The organism is Nocardioides sp. CPCC 206348, assembly GCF_048654705.1.
Classification (GTDB): Bacteria; Actinomycetota; Actinomycetes; order Propionibacteriales; family Nocardioidaceae; genus Nocardioides.
In genome coordinates this window covers 1-20,322 of sequence record NZ_JBMCZA010000229.1, presented here as the reverse complement: position 1 = coordinate 20,322, position 20,322 = coordinate 1, and the positions used below count along the sequence as shown (strand labels likewise).

Annotated in this window: 15 protein-coding genes; 12 read left to right on the top strand and 3 right to left on the bottom strand. The window is 70.1% G+C overall.

Annotated features, from left to right (window positions below; translation table 11 throughout):
- The 7 genes from ACOADB_RS25910 to ACOADB_RS25880 form a co-directional block, all read left to right on the top strand.
- On the top strand, positions 1 to 609 hold a 609-nt coding region (locus tag ACOADB_RS25910), incomplete at its 5' end, for a hypothetical protein (RefSeq protein ID WP_378605743.1).
- Positions 610 to 619: 10 nt separating this feature from the next.
- Complete coding sequence (locus tag ACOADB_RS25905) at positions 620 to 1,510, top strand: hypothetical protein (protein WP_378605740.1); 891 nt, start codon at positions 620 to 622, stop codon at positions 1,508 to 1,510.
- A 10-nt stretch (positions 1,511 to 1,520) separates the two neighbouring features.
- Entirely contained in the window at positions 1,521 to 2,321 is an 801-nt protein-coding gene (locus ACOADB_RS25900; protein WP_378605737.1) for a hypothetical protein, read from the top strand.
- Between the two features lie 165 nt (positions 2,322 to 2,486).
- Positions 2,487 to 3,617 (top strand): pyruvate dehydrogenase (acetyl-transferring) E1 component subunit alpha, encoded by a 1,131-nt coding sequence (gene pdhA, locus ACOADB_RS25895; protein ID WP_378605734.1) that lies wholly within the window; start codon positions 2,487 to 2,489, stop codon positions 3,615 to 3,617.
- Positions 3,614 to 4,591, top strand: coding sequence for an alpha-ketoacid dehydrogenase subunit beta (locus ACOADB_RS25890; RefSeq protein ID WP_378605731.1), 978 nt, complete (start codon positions 3,614 to 3,616; stop codon positions 4,589 to 4,591). The genes pdhA and ACOADB_RS25890 overlap by 4 nt, the downstream gene beginning before the upstream one ends.
- A gap of 13 nt (positions 4,592 to 4,604) precedes the next feature.
- Positions 4,605 to 5,963 (top strand): dihydrolipoamide acetyltransferase family protein, encoded by a 1,359-nt coding sequence (locus ACOADB_RS25885; protein WP_378605728.1) that lies wholly within the window; start codon positions 4,605 to 4,607, stop codon positions 5,961 to 5,963.
- A 62-nt stretch (positions 5,964 to 6,025) separates the two neighbouring features.
- Positions 6,026 to 7,309 (top strand): serine/threonine-protein kinase, encoded by a 1,284-nt coding sequence (locus tag ACOADB_RS25880; RefSeq protein ID WP_378605725.1) that lies wholly within the window; start codon positions 6,026 to 6,028, stop codon positions 7,307 to 7,309.
- Between the two features lie 84 nt (positions 7,310 to 7,393).
- On the opposite strand, the gene ACOADB_RS25875 is transcribed toward ACOADB_RS25880, so the two are convergent.
- Positions 7,394 to 8,947 carry a hypothetical protein gene (locus tag ACOADB_RS25875; protein ID WP_378605722.1) on the bottom strand — a complete coding sequence of 518 codons (1,554 nt, stop codon included), beginning with the start codon at positions 8,945 to 8,947 and terminating at the stop codon, positions 7,394 to 7,396.
- Positions 8,948 to 8,999: 52 nt separating this feature from the next.
- Positions 9,000 to 10,487, bottom strand: coding sequence for a M1 family metallopeptidase (locus ACOADB_RS25870; RefSeq protein WP_378605719.1), 1,488 nt, complete (start codon positions 10,485 to 10,487; stop codon positions 9,000 to 9,002).
- A 169-nt stretch (positions 10,488 to 10,656) separates the two neighbouring features.
- Here ACOADB_RS25870 and ACOADB_RS25865 point away from each other — a divergent pair, with 169 nt between their 5' ends.
- Together ACOADB_RS25865 and ACOADB_RS25860 are read left to right on the top strand one after the other, a co-directional pair.
- Positions 10,657 to 13,242 carry a hypothetical protein gene (locus tag ACOADB_RS25865; RefSeq protein ID WP_378605716.1) on the top strand — a complete coding sequence of 862 codons (2,586 nt, stop codon included), beginning with the start codon at positions 10,657 to 10,659 and terminating at the stop codon, positions 13,240 to 13,242.
- A gap of 175 nt (positions 13,243 to 13,417) precedes the next feature.
- Positions 13,418 to 16,690: a (Fe-S)-binding protein gene (locus ACOADB_RS25860; RefSeq protein WP_378605713.1), complete on the top strand. Its 3,273-nt coding sequence runs from the start codon at positions 13,418 to 13,420 to the stop codon at positions 16,688 to 16,690.
- Between the two features lie 31 nt (positions 16,691 to 16,721).
- Here the strand turns inward: ACOADB_RS25860 and ACOADB_RS25855 are convergent, their stop codons facing one another.
- Complete coding sequence (locus tag ACOADB_RS25855; RefSeq protein WP_378605710.1) at positions 16,722 to 17,711, bottom strand: type IV toxin-antitoxin system AbiEi family antitoxin domain-containing protein; 990 nt, start codon at positions 17,709 to 17,711, stop codon at positions 16,722 to 16,724.
- A 203-nt stretch (positions 17,712 to 17,914) separates the two neighbouring features.
- Here ACOADB_RS25855 and ACOADB_RS25850 point away from each other — a divergent pair, with 203 nt between their 5' ends.
- From ACOADB_RS25850 to ACOADB_RS25840, 3 genes are all read left to right on the top strand, one after another.
- Entirely contained in the window at positions 17,915 to 18,388 is a 474-nt protein-coding gene (locus ACOADB_RS25850; protein WP_378605707.1) for a SigE family RNA polymerase sigma factor, read from the top strand.
- Positions 18,385 to 19,773, top strand: a complete 1,389-nt coding sequence (locus ACOADB_RS25845) for a hypothetical protein (RefSeq protein WP_378605704.1) — start codon at positions 18,385 to 18,387, stop codon at positions 19,771 to 19,773. Before ACOADB_RS25850 ends, ACOADB_RS25845 begins: the two co-directional genes overlap by 4 nt.
- A gap of 49 nt (positions 19,774 to 19,822) precedes the next feature.
- Positions 19,823 to 20,322 (top strand): toxin-antitoxin system HicB family antitoxin (locus ACOADB_RS25840; RefSeq protein WP_378605701.1); only part of this gene is annotated, 500 nt, incomplete at its 3' end.

The following is a 20,322-nucleotide window of genomic DNA, read 5'->3' as shown; positions in this document are numbered from 1 at the left end:
GCCTACGGCCAGCAGTTCGGCCAGCCCAACTTCGGTGGCGGCTCGGGCGGCAAGGGCAAGGGCAAGCTGTTCGCGATCATCGGCGGCGCCCTCGCTGCGCTGCTGTTCGCGATCATCCTGGTCGTCGTACTGCTCAAGGTCCTGGGTGGCGGCGGCCCCGACGGTGTGGCGAAGGAGTACCTCGAGGCGCAGAACTTCGTCGACCCGGACTTCAACGCGCAGTGCGAGCTGCTCACCGAGGACGCGCAGGACAGCCTGCTCGACGGCGCTGACGCCGACGACTGCGACGAGTACGCCGAGAACTCCCAGAAGGACTTCGACGACGAGGTCGACGAGCCGCTGTCCGAGGACGACTCCTGCGACAAGACCTTCGATGACATCCGGGGCGACTTCGACTACGAGGTCGAGATCAAGGACACCAACGAGGACGGCGACGAGGCCACCGTCGAGTACGAGATCACGTCCCGGTTCACCGGCGACAAGGACATCGTCGAGGACTGCGGCGGCGACGACGAGGACGAGGAGAACACCACCGACGGTGAGCTGAAGCTCGTCAAGGAGGACGGCGACTGGAAGGTCGACCCGAGCTTCTCCACTGACGACGAGTGATCTCGCACGCGTGAGGTTCGCATCTGCCGTACTGCTGGTCCTCGTTGCCACGATCGTGGCGCCGTTCGTGATCGCCACCGCCTGGCTGAACGCGAAGGTCGAGGACCAGCAGGAGTACGTCGCCACGGTGGCGCCGCTCGCGAACGACCCTGATGTCCGGCGGGTGCTGTCCGACGCCGCGGCCAGGGCCGCCGTCGGTGCCCTCCAGGAGCACGTGCCGGTCGGGCTCCCCGACTCGGTGACCGCCTGGGCCCGTACGGCAGCGACCGAGGTCGTCGAGAGCCCGGACTTCCCGGAGTTCTGGCGCAAGGCCAACGACGACCTGCACCGCGACGTGATGGCGTTGCTCGAGGATCCCGATGCCTCGCCGGACGGCAACCTCACGGTCGACGCCGCGCCCTTGCTCGCGCAGGTGCTGTTGATGCTCGAGGAGCGTGGCATCCCGGTTGCGGCACTGCCGAGGATCCCGCTCGAGGTGGCGGTGGCGCCGCGGTCCCGCGTGGTCGATGCCGGTCCCACCTATCGCAGCGCCGACCGGGTGGCCGGCTGGCTGCCGTTCGTCTGGGCCGGCCTCGTGGGCCTCGCGATCCTGGTCGCCGCAGGGTGGCGGGGACGCGTGCGCATCGCGGGCCTGGCGCTGCTCGGGGTGGCCGCTGCTGCGTTCGTGGTGCGCCTGGCCACCGATCCGGTGGGCGAGTTCGTCGCCGACCGCATCGGGTCCGAGCAGCAGGACATGGCCCGGATCATGGTCGACACCATGACGGGGTCGCTGTCGCCGTACGCGAAGGGCTTCCTGCTGGCCCTTCCGGTGGGTCTGGTGCTGATCGGCCTGTCCCTGTGGCCGCGACGTCGGCACGACGACATGCCCAATAGTGATGCGTGGGACGCTCAGGCTCCCTAGGCTCTGGGGTGTGAGCAACCAGTTCCCCGGCCCGGGACAGCCCGGCGAGCAGCCACCGACGCAGATCGCACCGCAGGGGGGAGGCCCTCAGCCGCCCCCGGCGCCGTACGGCCCTCCGGGTGGCTACCCGCCCCAGGGCGGGTACCCGCAGGGCGGCTACCAGCAGCCCGGACCTCCGGGCGGCGGCTACCCCGGTGGCCCCGGTGGCCCCGGCTATCCCGGCGCGCCGGGTGGGTACGGCGCCCCGCCGCCGAGTGGCGGCGGCAAGAAGGGCCTGATCATCGGGATCATCGCCGGCGTCCTGGCGCTCGTGATCGCCGGTGCCGTGGTGCTCTTCCTGGTGCTCGGCAACGATGACGACGGCGACGACTCGGCCCGGGACAACGACTCCTCGGAGTCCAGCTCCCCGTCGGACGAGCCGTCGGAGTCGGAGTCGGAGTCCACGCCGACCGAGGCGACGAGCGAGACCGCCGGTTTCGGTGAGTCGCCGGACGACGACCCCACGATCACTGCACGGGCCTTCCTCGACTCACTGCTCGAGGGCGACTGCCTCGCCGTCGAGGGCCTGACCACGCCGACGTACTTCTCCAGCGAGTTCACCGATCAGGCCGGATGCGAGTCGGCGGCGGGCAACCTCGAGATGTCGAACGCGGAGTACACCTTCGACGAGCCCACGACCTTCGGTCCGATCTCCACCGTGACCGGCGACGTCTACGCCCCGAACACAGGGAAGACCCTCGACTCGACCTGGATCCTCGACGGCACGTCGGGTTCCTGGCTGGTCAGCGGTTACACCTACGTCGAGAAGTAGCCGGCGACGGCCGGCACGTCCAGTCAGGTGCTGTTCGGGGCGAGTATCGTGACGAACAGAGTGGTTCGGATCACAGTCACGCCATCCATGTGACAGATTCGGCCAGATCAAATGACTGGACCAGTGCCGCGGAGACCCCGACGGACTGAAACTAGGAGTGGCGTGATGACCGACCCTGTCTTCGGACCGGCCCCTGATCAGGCCGACCCCGAGCTCGTCCAGCTCCTCACCCCCGAGGGGGAGCGGGTCCACCACCCGACCTTCGACCGTGAATTCACGGCCGAGCAGATCCGCGGGTTCTACCGCGACATGACGCTGGTGCGCCGCGTCGACATCGAGGCCACTGCCCTGCAGCGCCACGGCGAGCTCGGCCTCTGGGCCCAGCTGCTCGGCCAGGAAGGCGCCCAGATCGGCGCCGGTCGCGCGCTGTCGCCGCAGGACTTCGCCTTCCCGACCTACCGCGAGCACGGTGTCGCGTGGTGCCGCGGTGTCGACCCGGTGCGGCTGCTCGCCATGTTCCGCGGGGTCGACCAGGGCGGCTGGGACCCCTACGAGCACAACTTCGGCATCTACTCCATCGTCATCGGCTCCCAGACGCTGCACGCGACCGGCTACGCCATGGGCGTGCAGCGCGACGGCGCCGTCGGGACGGGCGACCCCGAGCGCGACACCGCCGTCGTCGCACACTTCGGGGACGGAGCCTCGTCGCAGGGTGACGTCAACGAAGCGTTCGTGTTCGCGGCGTCGTACAACGCGCCGGTGGTGTTCTTCTGCCAGAACAACCAGTGGGCGATCTCCGAGCCGTTCGAGCGCCAGTCGCGGATCCCGCTCTACCGGCGCGCGCAGGGCTTCGGCTTCCCCGGCATCCGGGTCGACGGCAACGACGTCCTGGCGACGTACGCCGTCACGCAGGCGGCACTCCAGCGTGCTCGCGACGGACAGGGCCCGACGTTCATCGAGGCCTACACGTACCGGATGGGTGCGCACACCACGACGGACGACCCGACCCGCTACCGGCTCAGCGACGACGTCGAGCACTGGAAGCTGAAGGACCCGATCGCCCGGGTGGAGGCCTACCTCCGCCGCAACGGCATGGCCGATGACGACTTCGTTGCGGAGGTGGCGGCCGAGGCCGACGCGCTCGGTGAGCGGATGCGGCGCGAGTGCCATGCGTTGCCCGACCCGGTCGCCCGCGACATCTTCACGATGGTGCACGCCGAACAGACCGCCGAGCTCGCGGCCCAGCAGGCCATCTTCGATGCCCACGTCGCGTCGTACGAGGAGGTGTCCGCATGACGACCATGACCCTCGCCAAGGCGCTGAACTCCGGCCTGCGACGGGCGCTGGAGGACGACGAGAAGGTCCTCGTCATGGGTGAGGACGTCGGCACGCTCGGCGGCGTCTTCCGGATCACCGACGGCCTGAAGAAGGACTTCGGCGACGACCGCGTCATCGACACCCCGCTGGCCGAGTCCGGCATCGTCGGTACGGCGGTCGGGCTCGCGATGCGCGGTTACCGACCTGTCGTCGAGATCCAGTTCGACGGCTTCGTCTACCCCGCCTACGACCAGATCGTCTGCCAGGTCGCGAAGTTCCACTTCCGCACCCAGGGCAAGGTCCGGATGCCGATGGTGATCCGGATCCCGTTCGGTGGTGGCATCGGTGCCGTCGAGCACCACAGCGAGTCCCCCGAGGCGCAGTTCGTGCACACGCCCGGCCTGAAGGTCGTCGCGTGCTCCAACCCGGCCGACGCCTACAGCATGATCCAGCAGGCCATCCGGTCCGACGACCCCGTCATCTTCCTGGAGCCCAAGCGGCTCTACCACTCCACGAAGGGCGAGGTCGACGAACTGGCGCCGCCCGCGCCGCTGTGGCAGTCACGCGTGGTGAAGTCCGGCACCGACGCCACCCTGGTGGCCTACGGCCCGACCGTGTCGACCTGTCTCGACGCGGCCACCGTCGCCGCCGAGGAAGGCCGGTCGATCGAGGTCATCGACCTGCGCACGCTCTCCCCGCTCGACCTGGTGCCCGTGTTCGAGTCCGTACGGCGGACCGGCCGGCTCGTCGTCGTCCACGAGGCCCACATGACCCTGGGTGTGGGCGCCGAGATCTCGGCACGAGTGACCGAGGAGTGCTTCCACTCGCTGGAGGCGCCCGTGCTGCGGGTGACGGGCTACGACACGCCCTACCCGTCGGCCCGCATCGAGGAGTCCTACCTCCCCGACCTCGACCGTGTGCTCGATGCCGTCGACCGGACCTTCGGGTTCTGAGGAGATTTCCGCGATGACTGGTGTGAACGAGTTCAAGCTCCCCGACGTCGGTGAAGGCCTCACCGAGGCCGAGATCGTGGCCTGGCGGGTCAAGGAGGGCGACGTGGTCGCCATCAACGACGTGATCGTCGAGATCGAGACGGCCAAGTCGATCGTCGAGCTGCCCTCGCCCTACGCCGGCGAGGTGCTGGCGCTGCTGGCGGCCGAAGGCCAGACCGTCGAGGTCGGTACGGCCATCATCCAGATCGGCGAGAAGGGCGCGGTGACGCCCCCGGCGCCGGTGCAGCCGGCCACCCCGGAGGCGTCCGCGGCGACCACGCCGCCGGCGACCCGCGGGCCCGAGGTCATCGACACCAACATCCCGCCCACGGGCAACGCGACGCTGGTCGGGTACGGCCCCAAGCAGCGCGCGCTCAAGCGGCGGCCCCGCAAGGGCGATGCCGCCCCGGTGGTCGAGGAGGTTGCGCCGCAGCCGTCTCGAGACCCGGGCAGCGTCCGGACCCTCGCCAAGCCCCTCGTCCGGCGCCTCGCGCGTGACCTCGGCATCGACCTGGCCGCGCTGGTCCCGACCGGCCCCAAGGGCACCGTCTCGAAGGACGACGTGCTGGCGGCCGCGGGCACTCCGGTGGTTGAGGTGCGAGGAGCGCAAGCGACGAGCCTCGAGACCTCCGGGGCGCGCGAGACCCGCGAGCCGATCAAGGGCGTCCGCAAGCAGATGGCGAACGCGATGGTCGCGTCGGCGTACACGGCGCCCCACGTCACCGAGTGGATCACGATCGACGCGACCGCGACGGTGGAGCTCGTCGCCCGGCTGAAGGAGCGCCGCGAGTTCCAGGGCCTCAAGGTCAGCCCGCTGCTCGTGGCTGCTCGCGCGTGCGTGCTCGCCCTTCGTCGTACGCCGTTGGTGAACTCGACGTGGGACGAGGCCGCGCAGGAGGTCGTGGTCAAGCACTACGTCAACCTCGGCATCGCGGCCGCGACGCCGCGGGGCCTGGTCGTCCCGAACATCAAGGACGCCCACGCGCTCTCGCTGGTCGAGCTGGCGCAGGAGCTCGAGGCACTGACCGCGACCGCTCGCGAGGGCCGCACCCAGCCGCCGCAGCTCGCGGGCGGGTCGTTCACGATCACCAACGTCGGCGTGTTCGGTGTCGACGGGGGTACGCCGATCATCAACCCGGGTGAGTCCGCGATCCTGTGCCTGGGCGCGATCAAGCCGCAGCCGTGGGTGGTGCGCGACCAGGTGGTGCCGCGTCAGGTGATGACGCTCTCGCTGTCGTTCGACCACCGGCACGTCGACGGTGCGACGGGTTCGCAGTTCCTGGCCGACGTCGCCGGCATCATCAGCGATCCCGCCACCGCCCTCCTGTTCTGAGGTCCGGGGTGCCTGTGGAGGACGGTTCGCTTGGGCGCGTGACGCCGGGGTAGAACGACTGCGTGTCCCTGCCACCCCACCCTGCGCTGCCCCCGGGCGAGCTGCTCGGCCCGTACCGGATCGTGCGCGAGCTCGGTGCCGGTGGCATGGGAACCGTCTACGAAGCGGTGGACACGACGTTGCACCGCAGCGTCGCCCTGAAGGTGATCACCAGTGTCCTGGCGGGCGACCCCGGATTCCGCGCGAGGTTCGTCCGGGAGGCCCAGGCCCAGGCGTCGCTGGACTCGCCGCACGTCGTGCAGGTCTTCGCGCACGGACAGGTCGGTGGCCAGCTCTACATCGCGAGCCAGCTGATCCCCGACGGTGACCTCGGCGCGACGTTGCGGCGCCAGGGCCCGCCGCCGCCCACGGTCGCCGTCGACCTGATCGCCCAGGTCGCCGACGGCCTCGCCGAGGCGCACCGGGTCGGGTTGGTGCACCGCGACATCAAGCCGGCCAACGTCCTGCTCCGCAACCGCGGCACCGACACGGTCGCCTATCTCGCCGACTTCGGCATCGCGCGCCAGATCGGCGCCGACCAGAGCGCGACCGGTGGGGTGGTCGCCGGCACCCCGAGCTACATGGCCCCCGAGCTGCACCAGGGCCGACCGGCAGGCCCGGTGAGCGACGTCTACTCGCTCGGCTGCCTGCTCTGGGCGACGTTGACCGGCCGGGCGCCGTACGCCGGCACGACCGACTACCAGGTCGTCGAGGCCCACATCGGGGCGCCGATCCCGCAGCTGACGGGTCGCACGGCGTTCGACCGTGAGCTCAACCGGGTGCTCCGCACCGCCCTCGCCAAGAACCCGCACGAGCGCTACCCGTCGGCCGCCGCCTTCCGTGACGACCTCCGGTCGCTGCGTCGTACGACGTCCGTCCGGCCCCGCAGGTCAGTGGCCGTGATCGCTGCGACTGTCGCGGGCATCGCCGCGCTCGTCGTACTCATCGCGCTGGTGGCTGTGCTGATCGGCCGCGGCGACGACGGCGACCGCACCGCCGGCCCCGACCGCAGCAGGGAGCCCACGAGCCCGACCGCGCCAGACGGGCTGACCGGTTCTCGCGAGGACACCGCGATCGCCAACATCTCCCGGACCCTCGTGGACGAGGGCGACCTCGACACCGCCGACGCCGAGTGCACCGCCCGGCAGTTGGTCAGCAAGCACGGGGTCGACGGCCTCCAGGAGCAGGGCCTGATCGACGAGGACCTGATGCTCGTCGAGGACGGAAGCGGCAAGGTCAAGCCCGCCATCCTGGCCGACATCTTCACCTCGACGTTCTCGTGCCTCTGGACCGCGTCGGCCGGTTAGGGGGCACGAAGTGTGGCAAATGGGGCCTCGAGGTGTGGCAGATGGTGCACACTTCGGACCCCCATTTGCCACACTTCGTGCACCTCACCCATCAGCCAGACGGACCAGTCCGATCAGCGTGGCGACGTACAGCGCACCATCGGGGCCGAGGTAGATCGACGCGTAGTGGTTGTTCCACTGGATGCCGGTGCCGGTGAGGCGACTCCAGGCGGTCTTGCCGGTGCGGATGTCGATCGCGGTGACGTACCAGGCGTCGAGCAGGTCGGCGCGCTTCGGCTTGGAGTAGACGTAGACGAGGCCGTTGCCGAGGGACGCCTTCGGCACCGAGGTCGGTGCGGAGGTCGGGTTGGTCCAGGCGACGTGGCAGCCGTCGTCCTCGATCATCACCCGCGAGACCCCGGGGGTCGTGGTCCTGCCGAGCAGCGTGGAATGCACGCCGGCGTACCCGTAGTTGTTCTCGATGATCAGCGAGTTCCCTGCTGCGACGAGGCTGTTCTCCGTCGTGCTGGCGCCGTCCGCGAGCACGGGCACGGAGCAGTGCAGTCGGTCGGTCACGCCGATGCGGCGGTCGTAGACCAGGACGTGGCTCTGGGGGTCGGCGTTGTCGGCCACGGCGATCCAGCGTTCGCCGATGAGGGTGGGGGAGGTGCCCGACCCCTGCGACAACATGCCGGGCTTCTTCACGCTTCCGCGGTCGTACGGGATCGCCCAGGTGACGTGCGGGACGCCGTTGCTGTCGGCGTCGGCCCGGTAGGTCTGGTGTGTCGTGACGAAGTAGACGCCACCGGTCTCGTCGGTCGACACCGAGTTGAAGATGCCCTCACCGCCGCCGAGGGTCAGGGCGTGGACCGCGCCGGTCTCGCGGTCGAGGGTGCCGACCACGCCCTGCTGGCTGAACCACCAGACCCGTCCGGACCAGTCGACGCCCGTGGCGACGAGGCAGTCGCCGTCCGGAAGGTGTCCGGCCAGCGGCCACTCGCGGCCCTTCACCAGGCCGCCCGCGGCGGTGACGCTGACCTCGGCGATGGAGGAGCGCGTGGTGGTCGCGTACGCCCGGTCCTGGCCGTCCAGGAAGAAGTAGGTGCCGCCGCAGATGTCGGTCAGCGGGTTGGCGCCGCTGGTGAAGTCGCGCTGTGAGACCTGCAGCTGGGAGATCGCGCGCAGGGTCACCGGGTCGATGACCATCATCGTGAAGCCCTCGAGCCCGCCGCACAGCCCGACGATCCGGTCGTGCGAGTCGAAGGCCATCGTGGCGCATTCGCGGACGCCGTACGACGCCGACCTCACGGTGAGCGAACGGCCGGTGGGGCCGGAGACCGCGTACGCGTCGGTGCTGTACGCGTCGTTGTGCATGCTGCTGCGGCCGTTGGGTGCGAGGAAGGGGTTCTGCGGCACCCGCGGTGCGTCGAGCGGTTGCGGCGTGACCGCGGCGCCGGTGAACCGTGGCACCAGCAGGTCGGTCGGCAGCGACGGGATCGGCAAACCCGGGATCGTGGGCAGTGCCGGCAGGCCGGGGAGGAGTCCCGCCAGCCCGGGCAGTGCCGGAGTGGTGTCGTCAGCGGTCGCCGGGGCGCCGGCAAGGGTCAGGGCGAGGACGGTGGCTGCCCCCGAGGCCAGCACGGAGCGGAGCATGCGCATCCCGAGAGAGTAGAACGTGTTCCACCTTTGCGGGAAGGGTTTGCCGGACGGCTCAGCGCGACGGCGTCTGCTCGCCGAGCAGCCAGTCCTCGAAGAACGACGTGAGCTCCTCGCCCGTCTTCTCCTCGATCCAGGCCCAGTACTCCTCGCGGTCGGCGTTGCCGTTCTCCTGCGACGCCGGCCACTCCTTCAGGAGCGCGAAGAACTTCGTGTCGCCGATCTTCTCCCGCAGCTCCTGCCACATCAGCGCCGGGCCGTAGTAGATGTTGCCGTCGCCGAACTTCTTCGGGTCGTAGTCCGCCGGCGGTCCCGCGGTGTCGCGCAGCGCCGTCTCGAAGGTGGCCCACTCGTCCATCTTCGACGCGACGGTGCGGCCCTCCTGCTCGGCCTCCCACATGCCCTGCAGGTACATCGCCATGCCCTCGTTCATCCACACCTCCGACCAGTCGGCGGGGGAGACGGTGTCGCCGTACCAGTGGTGCGCGGCCTCGTGCACCACGACCGCCGGCGAGAGGCTGTACTCCGAGTTGCCCAGGGTGACCATGGTCTGGGTCTCCATGCCGCTGTCGTTGTCGACGACGACGATGCCGAACGTGTCGAACGGGTAGGGGCCGAGGATCTTCTCGAGCCAGTCGATCGCGGCGGGCGCGGTGGCCAGCCCGCCGGGCAGCGCGTCGCCGTCCGGGTCGGTCCAGATCTGGATCGGGACGCCGCTCCTGGACTTCAGGTCGGTGCGCTGGAAGTCCCCGAACGCCACCGTGACGAGGTACGACGACGCGGGCTCCGCAAGGTGCCAGGTGTTGGTCGTCCTGCCGTCGGCCTTGGTCGACGACGTGAGCTCGCCGTTCGCGACGCCCTGCATCCCGTCGGGCGCGGTGAGGCTGAAGTCGTAGAACGCCTTGTCGGCCGGCTGGTCGTTCGCGGCGTACCAGGTGAAGGCGCCGTACGGCTCCTGCAGGGTCGACGTCTCGTGCTCATCGGTGACGTTCCAGCCGACGCCGGCCGCGAAGTCGGAGCGCTCGCTGGGTGCCGGCGCGGGCTGTGGGACGCCGGCGTACGCGATCGTGACCTCGTAGCGCTGGTCGGCCCTGATCGGGGCGTCGATGCTCAGGTGGTAGCCGTCGACCTCGTGCGTGACGGACTTGCCGTCGACGGTCAGTGCCGAGATGGCGAGGTCCTCGTTGAAGTCCAGCGGGATCCTGTCGGCGTCCGCGGTGGCCCTGAAGACCAGCGTCTCCTGCCCGGTCAGCGTGTCCTTGGCCGGGTCCCAGTCGAGATCGAGGTCGTAGCTCAGCGCGTCCACGAGGGGGTCGCCCACTTCGGGGTAGACCGAGTCCTCGCGGGTCTCGCTCACGGCCAGCGCCAGGTCCGGGGCGCCCGCCGGGGTCGTGCTGCTCGGCCGGGGCGACGCGGGGCTCTTGCTCGGCGTGGTCGACGCATCGGGGGCGGGCCGCATGCCGCCGTCACCGTTGCAGCCGGCGAGCGCTGCGGTGAGCACGAGTGCGGAGAGCGCGCCGATGGCGCGCGTGGTGCTGGTCATGGAGGTCCCTTCCCCGATCCGTGCCGCCATCATGCCTGCCGGGCCCACGCCGTTCGTCGGTGGACAAGAAAGGTGACAGTTGTTCACGTTTGCGCGTACCGTCGCCACCGTTCGCTCGTTGGGGGAGTGACCGGGGTCACTTCGCGGTGCCCGGAGAAGGAGGTCTGTCGTGACGATGGAACGACGTCGGGAGCCTGAGGCCGGCAGCTCAGGGCAGCGCGTCGGCCTCGCCGTGGTCGCCGCACTCGCCGTGATCGGAACTGCCCTGGCCATCCCCGTCGCCTCCGGAGGCGGTACGACGACCCTGGCCGTGGCTGCGCAACAGGACCGGTCCGACCGGGGCCTGCCCCACGACGACACGGTCCTGCCGCCGCACGACCACAACGATCCCGCCACGAAGAACGACGTGTCCCGCGGCCTCGCGGTCGGCGACAACGTCGTCGATCCCACGACCTCCCTCGAGCGGACCGCGTCCGAGGCCTACGTCGAGCGCGAGCGTGCGCTCCCCGACCCGCCGCTGGTGAAGGTGCGGGCTTACCCGCCGCGGCTGGGCGTGCCGGGGGACCGCTACGCCATGGCCGGTGGTTGCTACACGCTGCAGACCGCGTCCGGGCGCTACGTCACCCGGTCCGGTACGACGCTCGGCGCCGTGGCGGTGCCGCGTTCGTCCGCCGCGACCTTCTACTTCAAGGCGACCCGACTGGGCGGCTACCTGCTGCACACCCCGGCCGGCGAGGTGACGCTCGCGTCGAACGGGTCGGTCGCGATCGCGCCCACTCCGGGTCCGGCGGCCGACTGGACGGTCACGAAGGTGACGGGTGGCTTCCTGTTCCAGATCGCGGCGGACAAGCAGCTCACGGTGGTGTCCGGCGGCAAGCTCGCCCGGAGCAGCGCCGGCACGCCCTTCAAGCTGGCCCTCGCGACCGGCTGCCCGGCGTACCCGGAGGCGGGGATCAACATCTCCGGTGACCCGTTCGCCGGCGCGTCGTCGTACCAGGAAGTGCGCGGGTTCGTGGATGCCCACACCCACGGCATGGCCTTCGAGTTCCTCGGCGGCAAGGTGCACTGCGGTCGCCCCTGGCATGCGTACGGCGCGCCGTACGCCCTCGTCGACTGCCCCGACCACACGGCCACCGGGGGCAACGGCGCCCTGCTCGAGGCGGTGCTGTCCGGGCAGGCGTCCCACGACCCCGTCGGCTGGCCGACCTTCAAGGACTGGCCGGCGCCGGAGTCGCTGACCCACGAGGGCACGTACTACCGCTGGCTCGAGCGGGCCTGGCGCGGCGGGCAGCGGTTGTTCGTCAACCTGCTCGTTGAGAACAACAAGCTGTGCCAGCTCTACCCGCTGAAGCGGAACTCCTGCGACGACATGGACTCGATCCGGCTGCAGGCCGCCGACATGCTCAAGATGCAGTCCTACATCGACGCGCAGTTCGGTGGCCCGGGCAAGGGCTTCTACCGGATCGTGAAGGACCCGTTCGCCGCCCGCGCGGTCATCAACGCCGGGAAGATGGCCGTGGTGATGGGGATCGAGACCTCCATCCCGTTCGGCTGCACCTACAAGAAGCTGCTCGGCAAGGACCTCCCCGCGTGTACGACGGCGGAGATCGACGCGAACCTCGACGAGATGCACGCCCTGGGCGTTCGCCAGATGGAGCTGGTCAACAAGTTCGACAACGCGCTCGCCGGAGTTGCCGGTGACGCGGGTGAGGTCGGCGTCGTCGTCAACGCCGCCAACTTCCTGGAGACCGGCTCCTTCTGGGCGATGGAGCACTGCGAACCTGCGGACGGGGAGTCCGCCGACAACCCGCAGATCACCCTTCCCGACATCACTGCCGGGCAGCAGGACGCGTTGTTCGGCGCGATCGGCCAGCTCCTCGGTGTCCTTCCGGCGATCCCGCTGTATCCGCAGCCGGCGCACTGCAACAAGCGCGGCCTGACGGACCTCGGTGTGCACACGATCAAGGGCCTGGCCCAGCGGCAGATGGTGTTCGATCCCGATCACCTGTCGGTGAAGGCGCGCGCCGCGTCGATGGACGTCATCGAGGAACTGCGCTACCCGGGCGTGATCTCGAGCCACTCGTGGTCCACCCCGGACACCTATCCGCGGATCTACAAGGCCGGCGGCTTCATCACTCCGTACGCCGGCGACTCCACCGGGTTCGTCGAGAAGTGGCGGCGCCACCTCGGCTGGGCCGACCCGCGCTACTACTTCGGGTTCGGCTTCGGCGCGGACATCAACGGCCTCGGCGCGCAGGGGAGTCCCCGCGGTGCCGGCGTGAGCAACCCGGTCCGCTATCCCTTCACCGGGCTCGGCGGCGTGACGATCGGCAAGCAGCAGGCCGGCCAGCGGACCTGGGACATCAACGTCGACGGTGTCGCGCAGTACGGCCTCTATCCGGACTGGGTCGAGGACCTGCGCCAGGTCGCGGAGAAGCAGCAGGCCGGTGACGGCAGCAAGATCGTCGACGACATGGCGCGCGGATCCGAGGCGTACCTGCAGATGTGGGAGCGGACCTCCGGCATCAAGCCGGACTCGTGCCGCAACGCCGCGCTGCGCAAGAGCACCAGCACGGTGAAGCAGGTGGTCAAGGTCGGGATGACGACCCGGTCGGTGCTGCAGGCCGTCGGTCAGCCCTACCAGCGCCGCGGGACGTCGTACGTCTTCTGTGCGAAGACCTCAAGCAGTGCGCGGGTGCCCGTGACGGTGACCTTCTCGGCGGCCGGCAAGGTCACCGGGCTGACCTTCCCCTGAGGCGATCGTCACGTCCCAGGGAAGTTACCGCCCGGTAGGATGCTGGGCGCGAGCCTGCTCCGGGCAGCGCGGGTAAGGGTTGCCTTTCATCCGCGAAACCGGTCCGTGGCAATAGGCTCGACGCGCGCACTCGTGTGCGCACGCTGAGCCCCCTGTGGACGAGGAGCTGTTCGAGATGTCCTTCCAGACCATTGCGATCGTGGTGTCACTGGCGGTCTCCGTCGTCGCGATCGCGCTGACCGCCCGTGCCGTCCGCTCGATGCTGGGCGTGATCCGCCGCGGCCAGCCCGCGCCCGGCCGCGCCGGCAACCCGGTCGGCCGCACGGTGACCATGGTCAAGGAGACGTTCCTCCACACGCGGATGCTCCAGTGGACCTGGGTCGGCATCCTGCACTGGTTCGCGTTCGCCGCGTTCCTCTTCCTCTCGACCGCGGTCGCCGCGGCCTTCCCGCAGCTGTGGGATCCCGAGTGGACGATCCCGATCATCGGCAAGTGGGTCGTCTACGAATGGACCGCCGAGATCCTCGGCCTCCTCGGCTCGCTCGCGATCATCCCGCTGATCTACTACCGCCTCACGCACCTGCCCTCGAAGCTCGGCCGCAAGAGCCGGTTCTTCGGCTCCACCATGTGGCAGGCCTTCTTCGTCGAGGCGATGGTGCTCCTCGAGAGCGCGGCCATCCTGTTCATCCGCGGTGCCGAGTACAACCTCGCCCAGGCCCACGGCGGCGAGCACGCCGAGCACGCGACCGGTGCCCACTTCCCGATCGCGCAGTACGTCGGCAACCTCTACCCGACCGGCCACGACTCCGTCGGGTCGCTCGAGAACATCATCTTCGCCATCGCGATGTTCAAGATCACCTCCGCGATGATCTGGCTGATCGTCATCTCGACCAACCTGACCATGGGCGTGGCCTGGCACCGCTTCACCGCGTGGTTCAACATCTGGTTCAAGCGTGAGGACAACGGCGGCACGGCGCTCGGCGCGGTCAAGCCGCTCACCGTCGGCGGCCAGCCGATCACCCTCGACGACGTCGACGATCTCGACGAGGACGCCGTGCTCGGCGCCGGCTCCATCTGGGACTTCTCCTGGAAGGACCTCCTCGACTTCACCACCTGTACCGAGTGTGGCCGCTGCCAGTCGCAGTGCCCTGCGTGGAACACCGAGAAGCCGCTGTCCCCGAAGCTGATGATGATGGCGCTGCGCGAGCAGGCGTACGCCGCAGCCGGTGGCGTCGACGGTGCGGCCGACAAGGTGCTCATCGGCAAGGCCGACACCGACAAGGACGAGTGGTTCTACAACCCCGAGGGTGGCGACTTCGTCATCGACGAGGACGCCCTGTGGGGCTGCACCAACTGTGGTGCCTGCGTCCAGCAGTGCCCCGTCGACATCGAGCACGTCGACCACATCGTCGACATGCGCCGCTACCAGGTGCTCGTCGAGTCGAACTTCCCCTCCGAGCTCAACGGTCTCTTCAAGGGCCTGGAGAACAAGGGCAACCCGTGGAACATGTCGCCCACGGTCCGCCTCGACTGGGCCAAGGGCCTGCCGTTCGACGTCAAGGTCGTCGGTGACTCGATCGAGACGCTCGACGAGGTCGACTGGCTGTTCTGGGTCGGTTGCGCCGGTGCCTATGAAGACCGTGCCAAGAAGACGACCCGCGCCGTGGCCGAGCTCCTCGACCTCGCCGGCGTCTCCTTCGGCGTACTCGGCAACGGCGAGACGTGCACCGGTGACTCGGCGCGCCGCGCGGGCAACGAGTTCGTGTTCCAGGGCCTGGCCCAGCAGAACATCGAGACGCTCACCGAGGCCCGTGCGAAGAAGGTCGTCTCGACCTGCCCGCACTGCATGAACACCCTCAAGAACGAGTACCGCGAGCTCGGCATCGAGCTCGAGGTCATCCACCACACGCAGCTGCTCAACCGCCTCGTGCGCGAGGGGAAGCTGACGCCCGTTGCTGACGGTGCCGGTGCCCACGCGCGCAAGGTGACCTACCACGACCCCTGCTTCCTCGGTCGTCACAACCAGGTCTACACGCCGCCGCGCGACCTCCTGGAGATCCTGCCCGGCGCCGAGTTCGCCGAGATGGAGCGCAACAAGGAGAAGTCCTTCTGCTGCGGCGCCGGTGGTGCCCGCATGTGGATGGAAGAGACCATCGGCGAGCGGATCAACCTCAACCGGACGGCCGAAGCGGTCGGTACCGGCGCTGACCAGGTGGCTGTCGGCTGCCCGTTCTGCCGCGTGATGATCTCCGACGGCCTCACCAAGATGCAGGCCGACGGCGAGGCGCGCGAAGAGGTCGAGGTCCTCGACGTCGCACAGATGCTGCTCGCGTCCGTCAAGGGCGAGCAGGCCACCAAGCTCAAGCCGGGCGAGGGTACGCCGGTGGGCGCACCTGTCGCGAAGGCCGCTCCGGCCGCTGAGGCTGCTGCTCCCGCCGCCGCACCGGCAGAGACTGCTCCTGCTGCGGAGGCGGCTCCCGAGGCGAAGGCCGCACCGGCTGCTGCCGCACCGGCTCCGGCTGCTCCGGCCGAGGCCAAGCCTGCTTCGGGCGGGTCGCTGTTCGACGACGCCAGCTCGATGTTCGACACCCCCGCGCCGGCTGCCGCCAAGCCGGTGGTCGAGGAGGTTGCGCAGCAACCGTCTCGAGACCCCGAGGCCAAGCCGGCTTCCGGTGGGTCGCTGTTCGACGACTCGAGCTCGCTCTTCGACACTCCGGCACCTGCTGCCGCTCCGGCAGCCGCCAAGCCGGCGGTCGAGGAACCGTCTCGAGACCCCGAGGCCAAGCCGGCCGCGGACCTGGGTGCGGGTGGGTCGCTGTTCGACGTCGCTCCCACCGAGACGGCTGCTCCGGCCGCCGCGGAAGCCCCGAAGGCCGCGGAAGCCCCGAAGGCCGCCGAGCCCGTCAAGGCCGCCGAGCCTGCCGCTCCGGCAACGCCTGCTGCGACGCCGTCGGCGGAGATCCCCTCGGGTGGGTCGTTGTTCGACATCGCCGCTCCCGAGCCGGCCGCCCCGGCCGCGGCTCCGGCCGCGGAAGCGCCGGTTGCCGAAGCCCCGGCCACGCCGGTGGCCGAGGAGTCCCCGAAGGCCGCTGAGGCCCCGAAGTCGGCTGCTCCCGCTCCCGCCGCAGCTGCGCCGACGCCGTCGGCGGAGATCCCGTCGGGTGGGTCGTTGTTCGACATCGTGGCGCCCGAGCCCGCTGCCCCGGCTGCGGCTGCTCCGGTCGAGGCCGAGCCCGCTGCTGCAGCACCCGCTGCCGAGGAGGCCCCGGCCGAGCCGGAGGAAGGCCCGGCTGTCGAGGAGCCGGCCGCAGAGGAGCCGGCCGCTGAGGAGCCAGCCGCGGAGGAGAAGCCCGCCCCGGCGGCACCTCCCGTCGCGTCGTCCGGCGAGGCCAACCAGCCCCGCACCGACGTGGACATCAACGAGACCGGTTCGCTCTTCGACCTCTGATGAGCTGATTGCCTGATCGGCGCGGTTTGCATCAACCTGGTTGACGCAAACCGCGCCGTTCCTGCATTTCGCAGGACGGGCAGCGGGTCGGTGCGCCGTTCCAGCCCCGGAGCTGAAGCAGCCGGCCGAGCTTCGCCGCTGTCGAGCACGGCCGGCCGAGCACCTGCCCGTACCCGAGCCGCACCGTGTCCTCCAGGTCCAGCGCTGCATCGAGATCGCGCTCCATGTCCCGATCGCGCGCGGCCGTCGAGTCGTGCCCGAACCGGCCGTCGAGCTCGACGATCTGGCGCCACCGGGGCCGGTTGCCGCCGTAGACGACATCGCGGAACATCCGCCGCCCGCCGGCATCGAGTGCGACGACCTGTCGCAGGCCGCGCGGAAGTCCGTGCGGTCGCTCGACCCGGGTCAGGTAGGCGTGCTCCAGGACCGAGCAGGTCCCGTCCGCCACGTCATTGATCACCGATCGCAGCCAGGAGCGTCGGCGCAGCCGGGACATCTCGTCGATGCGCGCGAGGAGTCGAACGGCTGTCGTGCGGCGACCTCCGCAGGCGTCGGCCACGATCGCGATGGCGCTCAATTCGTCGGCGGCTCGGTCGGCGAGCCCGACGACTGCGTCGTCGTACCGCTGTCGGGGTGGGTTCAAGTGCAACTGCACCGACTCGTCAAAGCGACGCGAACCGCGCACCCGAACCCCTTCGAGTGCAACCTGCTGGCGTCCGTGCCGGACGATGACCTCGATCGGTCGCGAGTCGTCGTGGTGTCGGCGGCCCGGTCCTTCGTGCGCCCGGATCGCGCTCCAGCCGTCGAGGGCTGCCGGCGCGCACGCCAGAACCGCTGCCCACGCCCGTTGTCTCCACGTCAGCGGTCCGGTGTGGTTCACGTAGACGCCGGGATGCACCTGGGTCCACTCCCGCCGCCGCACCAATCGGGCGATGTGTGTCTGGTTGTGCCCCGCCGCCAGCACTTGCCGCCGGCTGATCACTCCGTCCTGGTGATCCAGGAGGTCCTCGATCTCGTTCATCCAGATCAGGTCTCCCGCTTGCCGGGCGCCCACACCACGCCTCCCGGCGCCTGTGGATGGGAGCGTGAAAACGGTGCCGCTTCCGAGACTGGCGCGATTCGCGTCAACCAGGATGACGCAAACCGCGCCGATCCGCGGCTGGTTCGGAACCGAACGGGAGCCCTCGCCGGTCACACTGGGTGACCCCGACTCCGAGGAGCCCGATGGACTTCAGCACGTACGTCGCCCAGCGGCGCCCGCGGCTGGTGCGGACGGCGGTCCTCCTGGGCTGCCCGTCCGCCGATGCCGAGGACGTCGTGCAGAGCGCGTTGCTGAAGTGCTACCGCTCCTGGCGCAAGGTGGTCCGCGCCGATCACCCCGACGCCTACGTCCACCGCGTCCTCGTGACGACCTTGTACGACGCCCGCAAGCGCCGCTGGAACGGTGAGCTCCCGACGGAGGAACTTCCCGAGTCGGCAGGCGCCGATCCGGAATGGGCCGAGGGGATTGCCGTCCGGCGGGCGCTCGCAGTCATGAGCGCCGACCACCGCGAGGTGCTCGTGCTCCGCTACTTCGCCGACCTGACCGAGCGGGACACCGCGCTGGCGCTGGGCGTCGCGCCGGGCACGGTCAAGTCCCGCACGTCCCGGGCGCTCGCAGCGCTCGCACCGCTCGTCGCCACGGAGGAGACGTCATGACCGACCGGATGGACGAGGGCGAGGTGCGCCGGCTCCTTGCCGGTGCCGCGGCGACGGTCGAGGTGTCGGAGCACGCGCCCCTGACGCTCACCGGGATGCCCGACCCGGACGCCGTCCACCGGCACCGCTGGCTGGGTGCGATGGTGGCCGCGGCGGTACTGGTGCTGGTGATCGGCCTGACCGCGTGGGCGCTGGGTAGGCAGGCTGGTCAGTCGCCCGAGCCGGCACCACGCCCGACGGGTGATCCCGTCGAGACCGAGCACGCCTTCGAGGCCGGCCAGATGCCGTCGTACCTCGGCTTCGACCGGGCCGATGCGGTCGCCGACATCAAGGCACGCGGCATCAAGGTGGAGGTGATCGAGCGGCCGACGGACTGCTCGTTGCGCGACGTGGTGACCGGCACCAGCCCGGGCCCCGGGGCGCCGCTGCCGACGGAGAAGTGGGACTCGGCCACCGTGTTCGTGACAGCACCCGCACAGACGGAGGGGTGCTTCGACTCCTGGCCCGACGCGTGGAGGCTGCTGCGATTCGCGCGCGGGCTCGGCCCGCTGCCCGACCTCGCTGACCGCGTCAGGCTTGCTTTCTCGGCGCCTGGGCAGAGCAACCCCAGCGTCACTGTCGACTCGACGGAGTTGGCGGACCCGAAGTCCGCTGCCTGGACCGTGTGTGACGGCGCCACCTGCCATGCGGTGCCTGCACTGCTCCGGGACCTCGCAACCCGGACGTGGATGCGGGGCGGGCAGGCGGTCTCACCCGGCCTGCTGACCGTGAATGGCGACTGCCCGGGAACGCACTCGTACTTCATCCTGACCGTCGCCGCCGGGCGACCAGCGTGCCCTGGTCTGTCGGTCTTCTGGGCCTATGACAGTGAACGCCGCATCGACCTGATCTCGATGGTGCTGGAAGGCGCCTCCACCGCGTCGCCCGCGCCGATCGAGGCACCGACCGCTGCCCGGGAGAAGTCGGCCCAACGGTTCCTCGCGTGGGCGCGGGGCAAGGACGACGTGCCCCGGTTCGCCGACCGGGTGCGCAACTTCCTCGGCGGGTTCGCCCAGCCGTGGAACAACTCACCCGAAGTGCGGTGGGGCTGGGCGGGGTGCTCGGGACTCGGGTACCCGGACTGCGGGATCGACCCGCTCGGCACGCTGTTCCAGGAGAAGCGCGCCATGGTGGCGGCTGCTGGGCCGGCCACCTGTTCGTGGCGGACCGACGCCGCCGAGACGCCGCTGCCGGCACCTTTTGCGCAGGCAGGCGACGACATCGTTCGGCTCCAGGTCAAGGACATGGTCGGTTGCGACGACGGCGCTGTCGTCGAGTTGTGGATCCGCGCGGACGGTGAGATCTACGGCGTCCGGTTGGTCGTGCCGGCCCTTCCTGTTGGTTGACGCCACCATGCCTTGACTTTGACGTCACAATGACGTCATAGTGATGCACATGGACATCACCCCCTTCGTCGAGAGCCTTCGCCGCGACCTCCTGGCCGCTGCGGACAGCGCCGGTCCCGAGGCGCGTGAGATCGCCGAACGCCTCGGCTACGCGCTCGACCCGGCCGTGCGCCTCGCGGTGATGGAGGCGATCAGCCAGGCGGCGTCCGAGATCACGGCGGCGATGTCGAGCGGCAGCGTCGACGTACGGCTCGACGGGCGCGACCTGGACTTCGTGGTCGACGCCGGGGTGCGCCCCGAAGCGCCGGCACCGCCGCCCCCGCCCGCGCCGCCGCTGCCCCCGGGCGCGGAGGACGAGGGCCTGGCCCGGGTCAGCCTCCGGCTCCCGGAGTCGCTCAAGGCCCGCGCGGACGACGCCGCGGCGCAGGCCGGCCAGTCGCTGAACACCTGGCTGGTCAACCTGATCCGTGGCGCCACCAGTGACCACGCGATCCACGTCGACGTCGACCTCTCGAGCCTGCCCTTCGGCGGCGACTTCCCCTTCGGGGG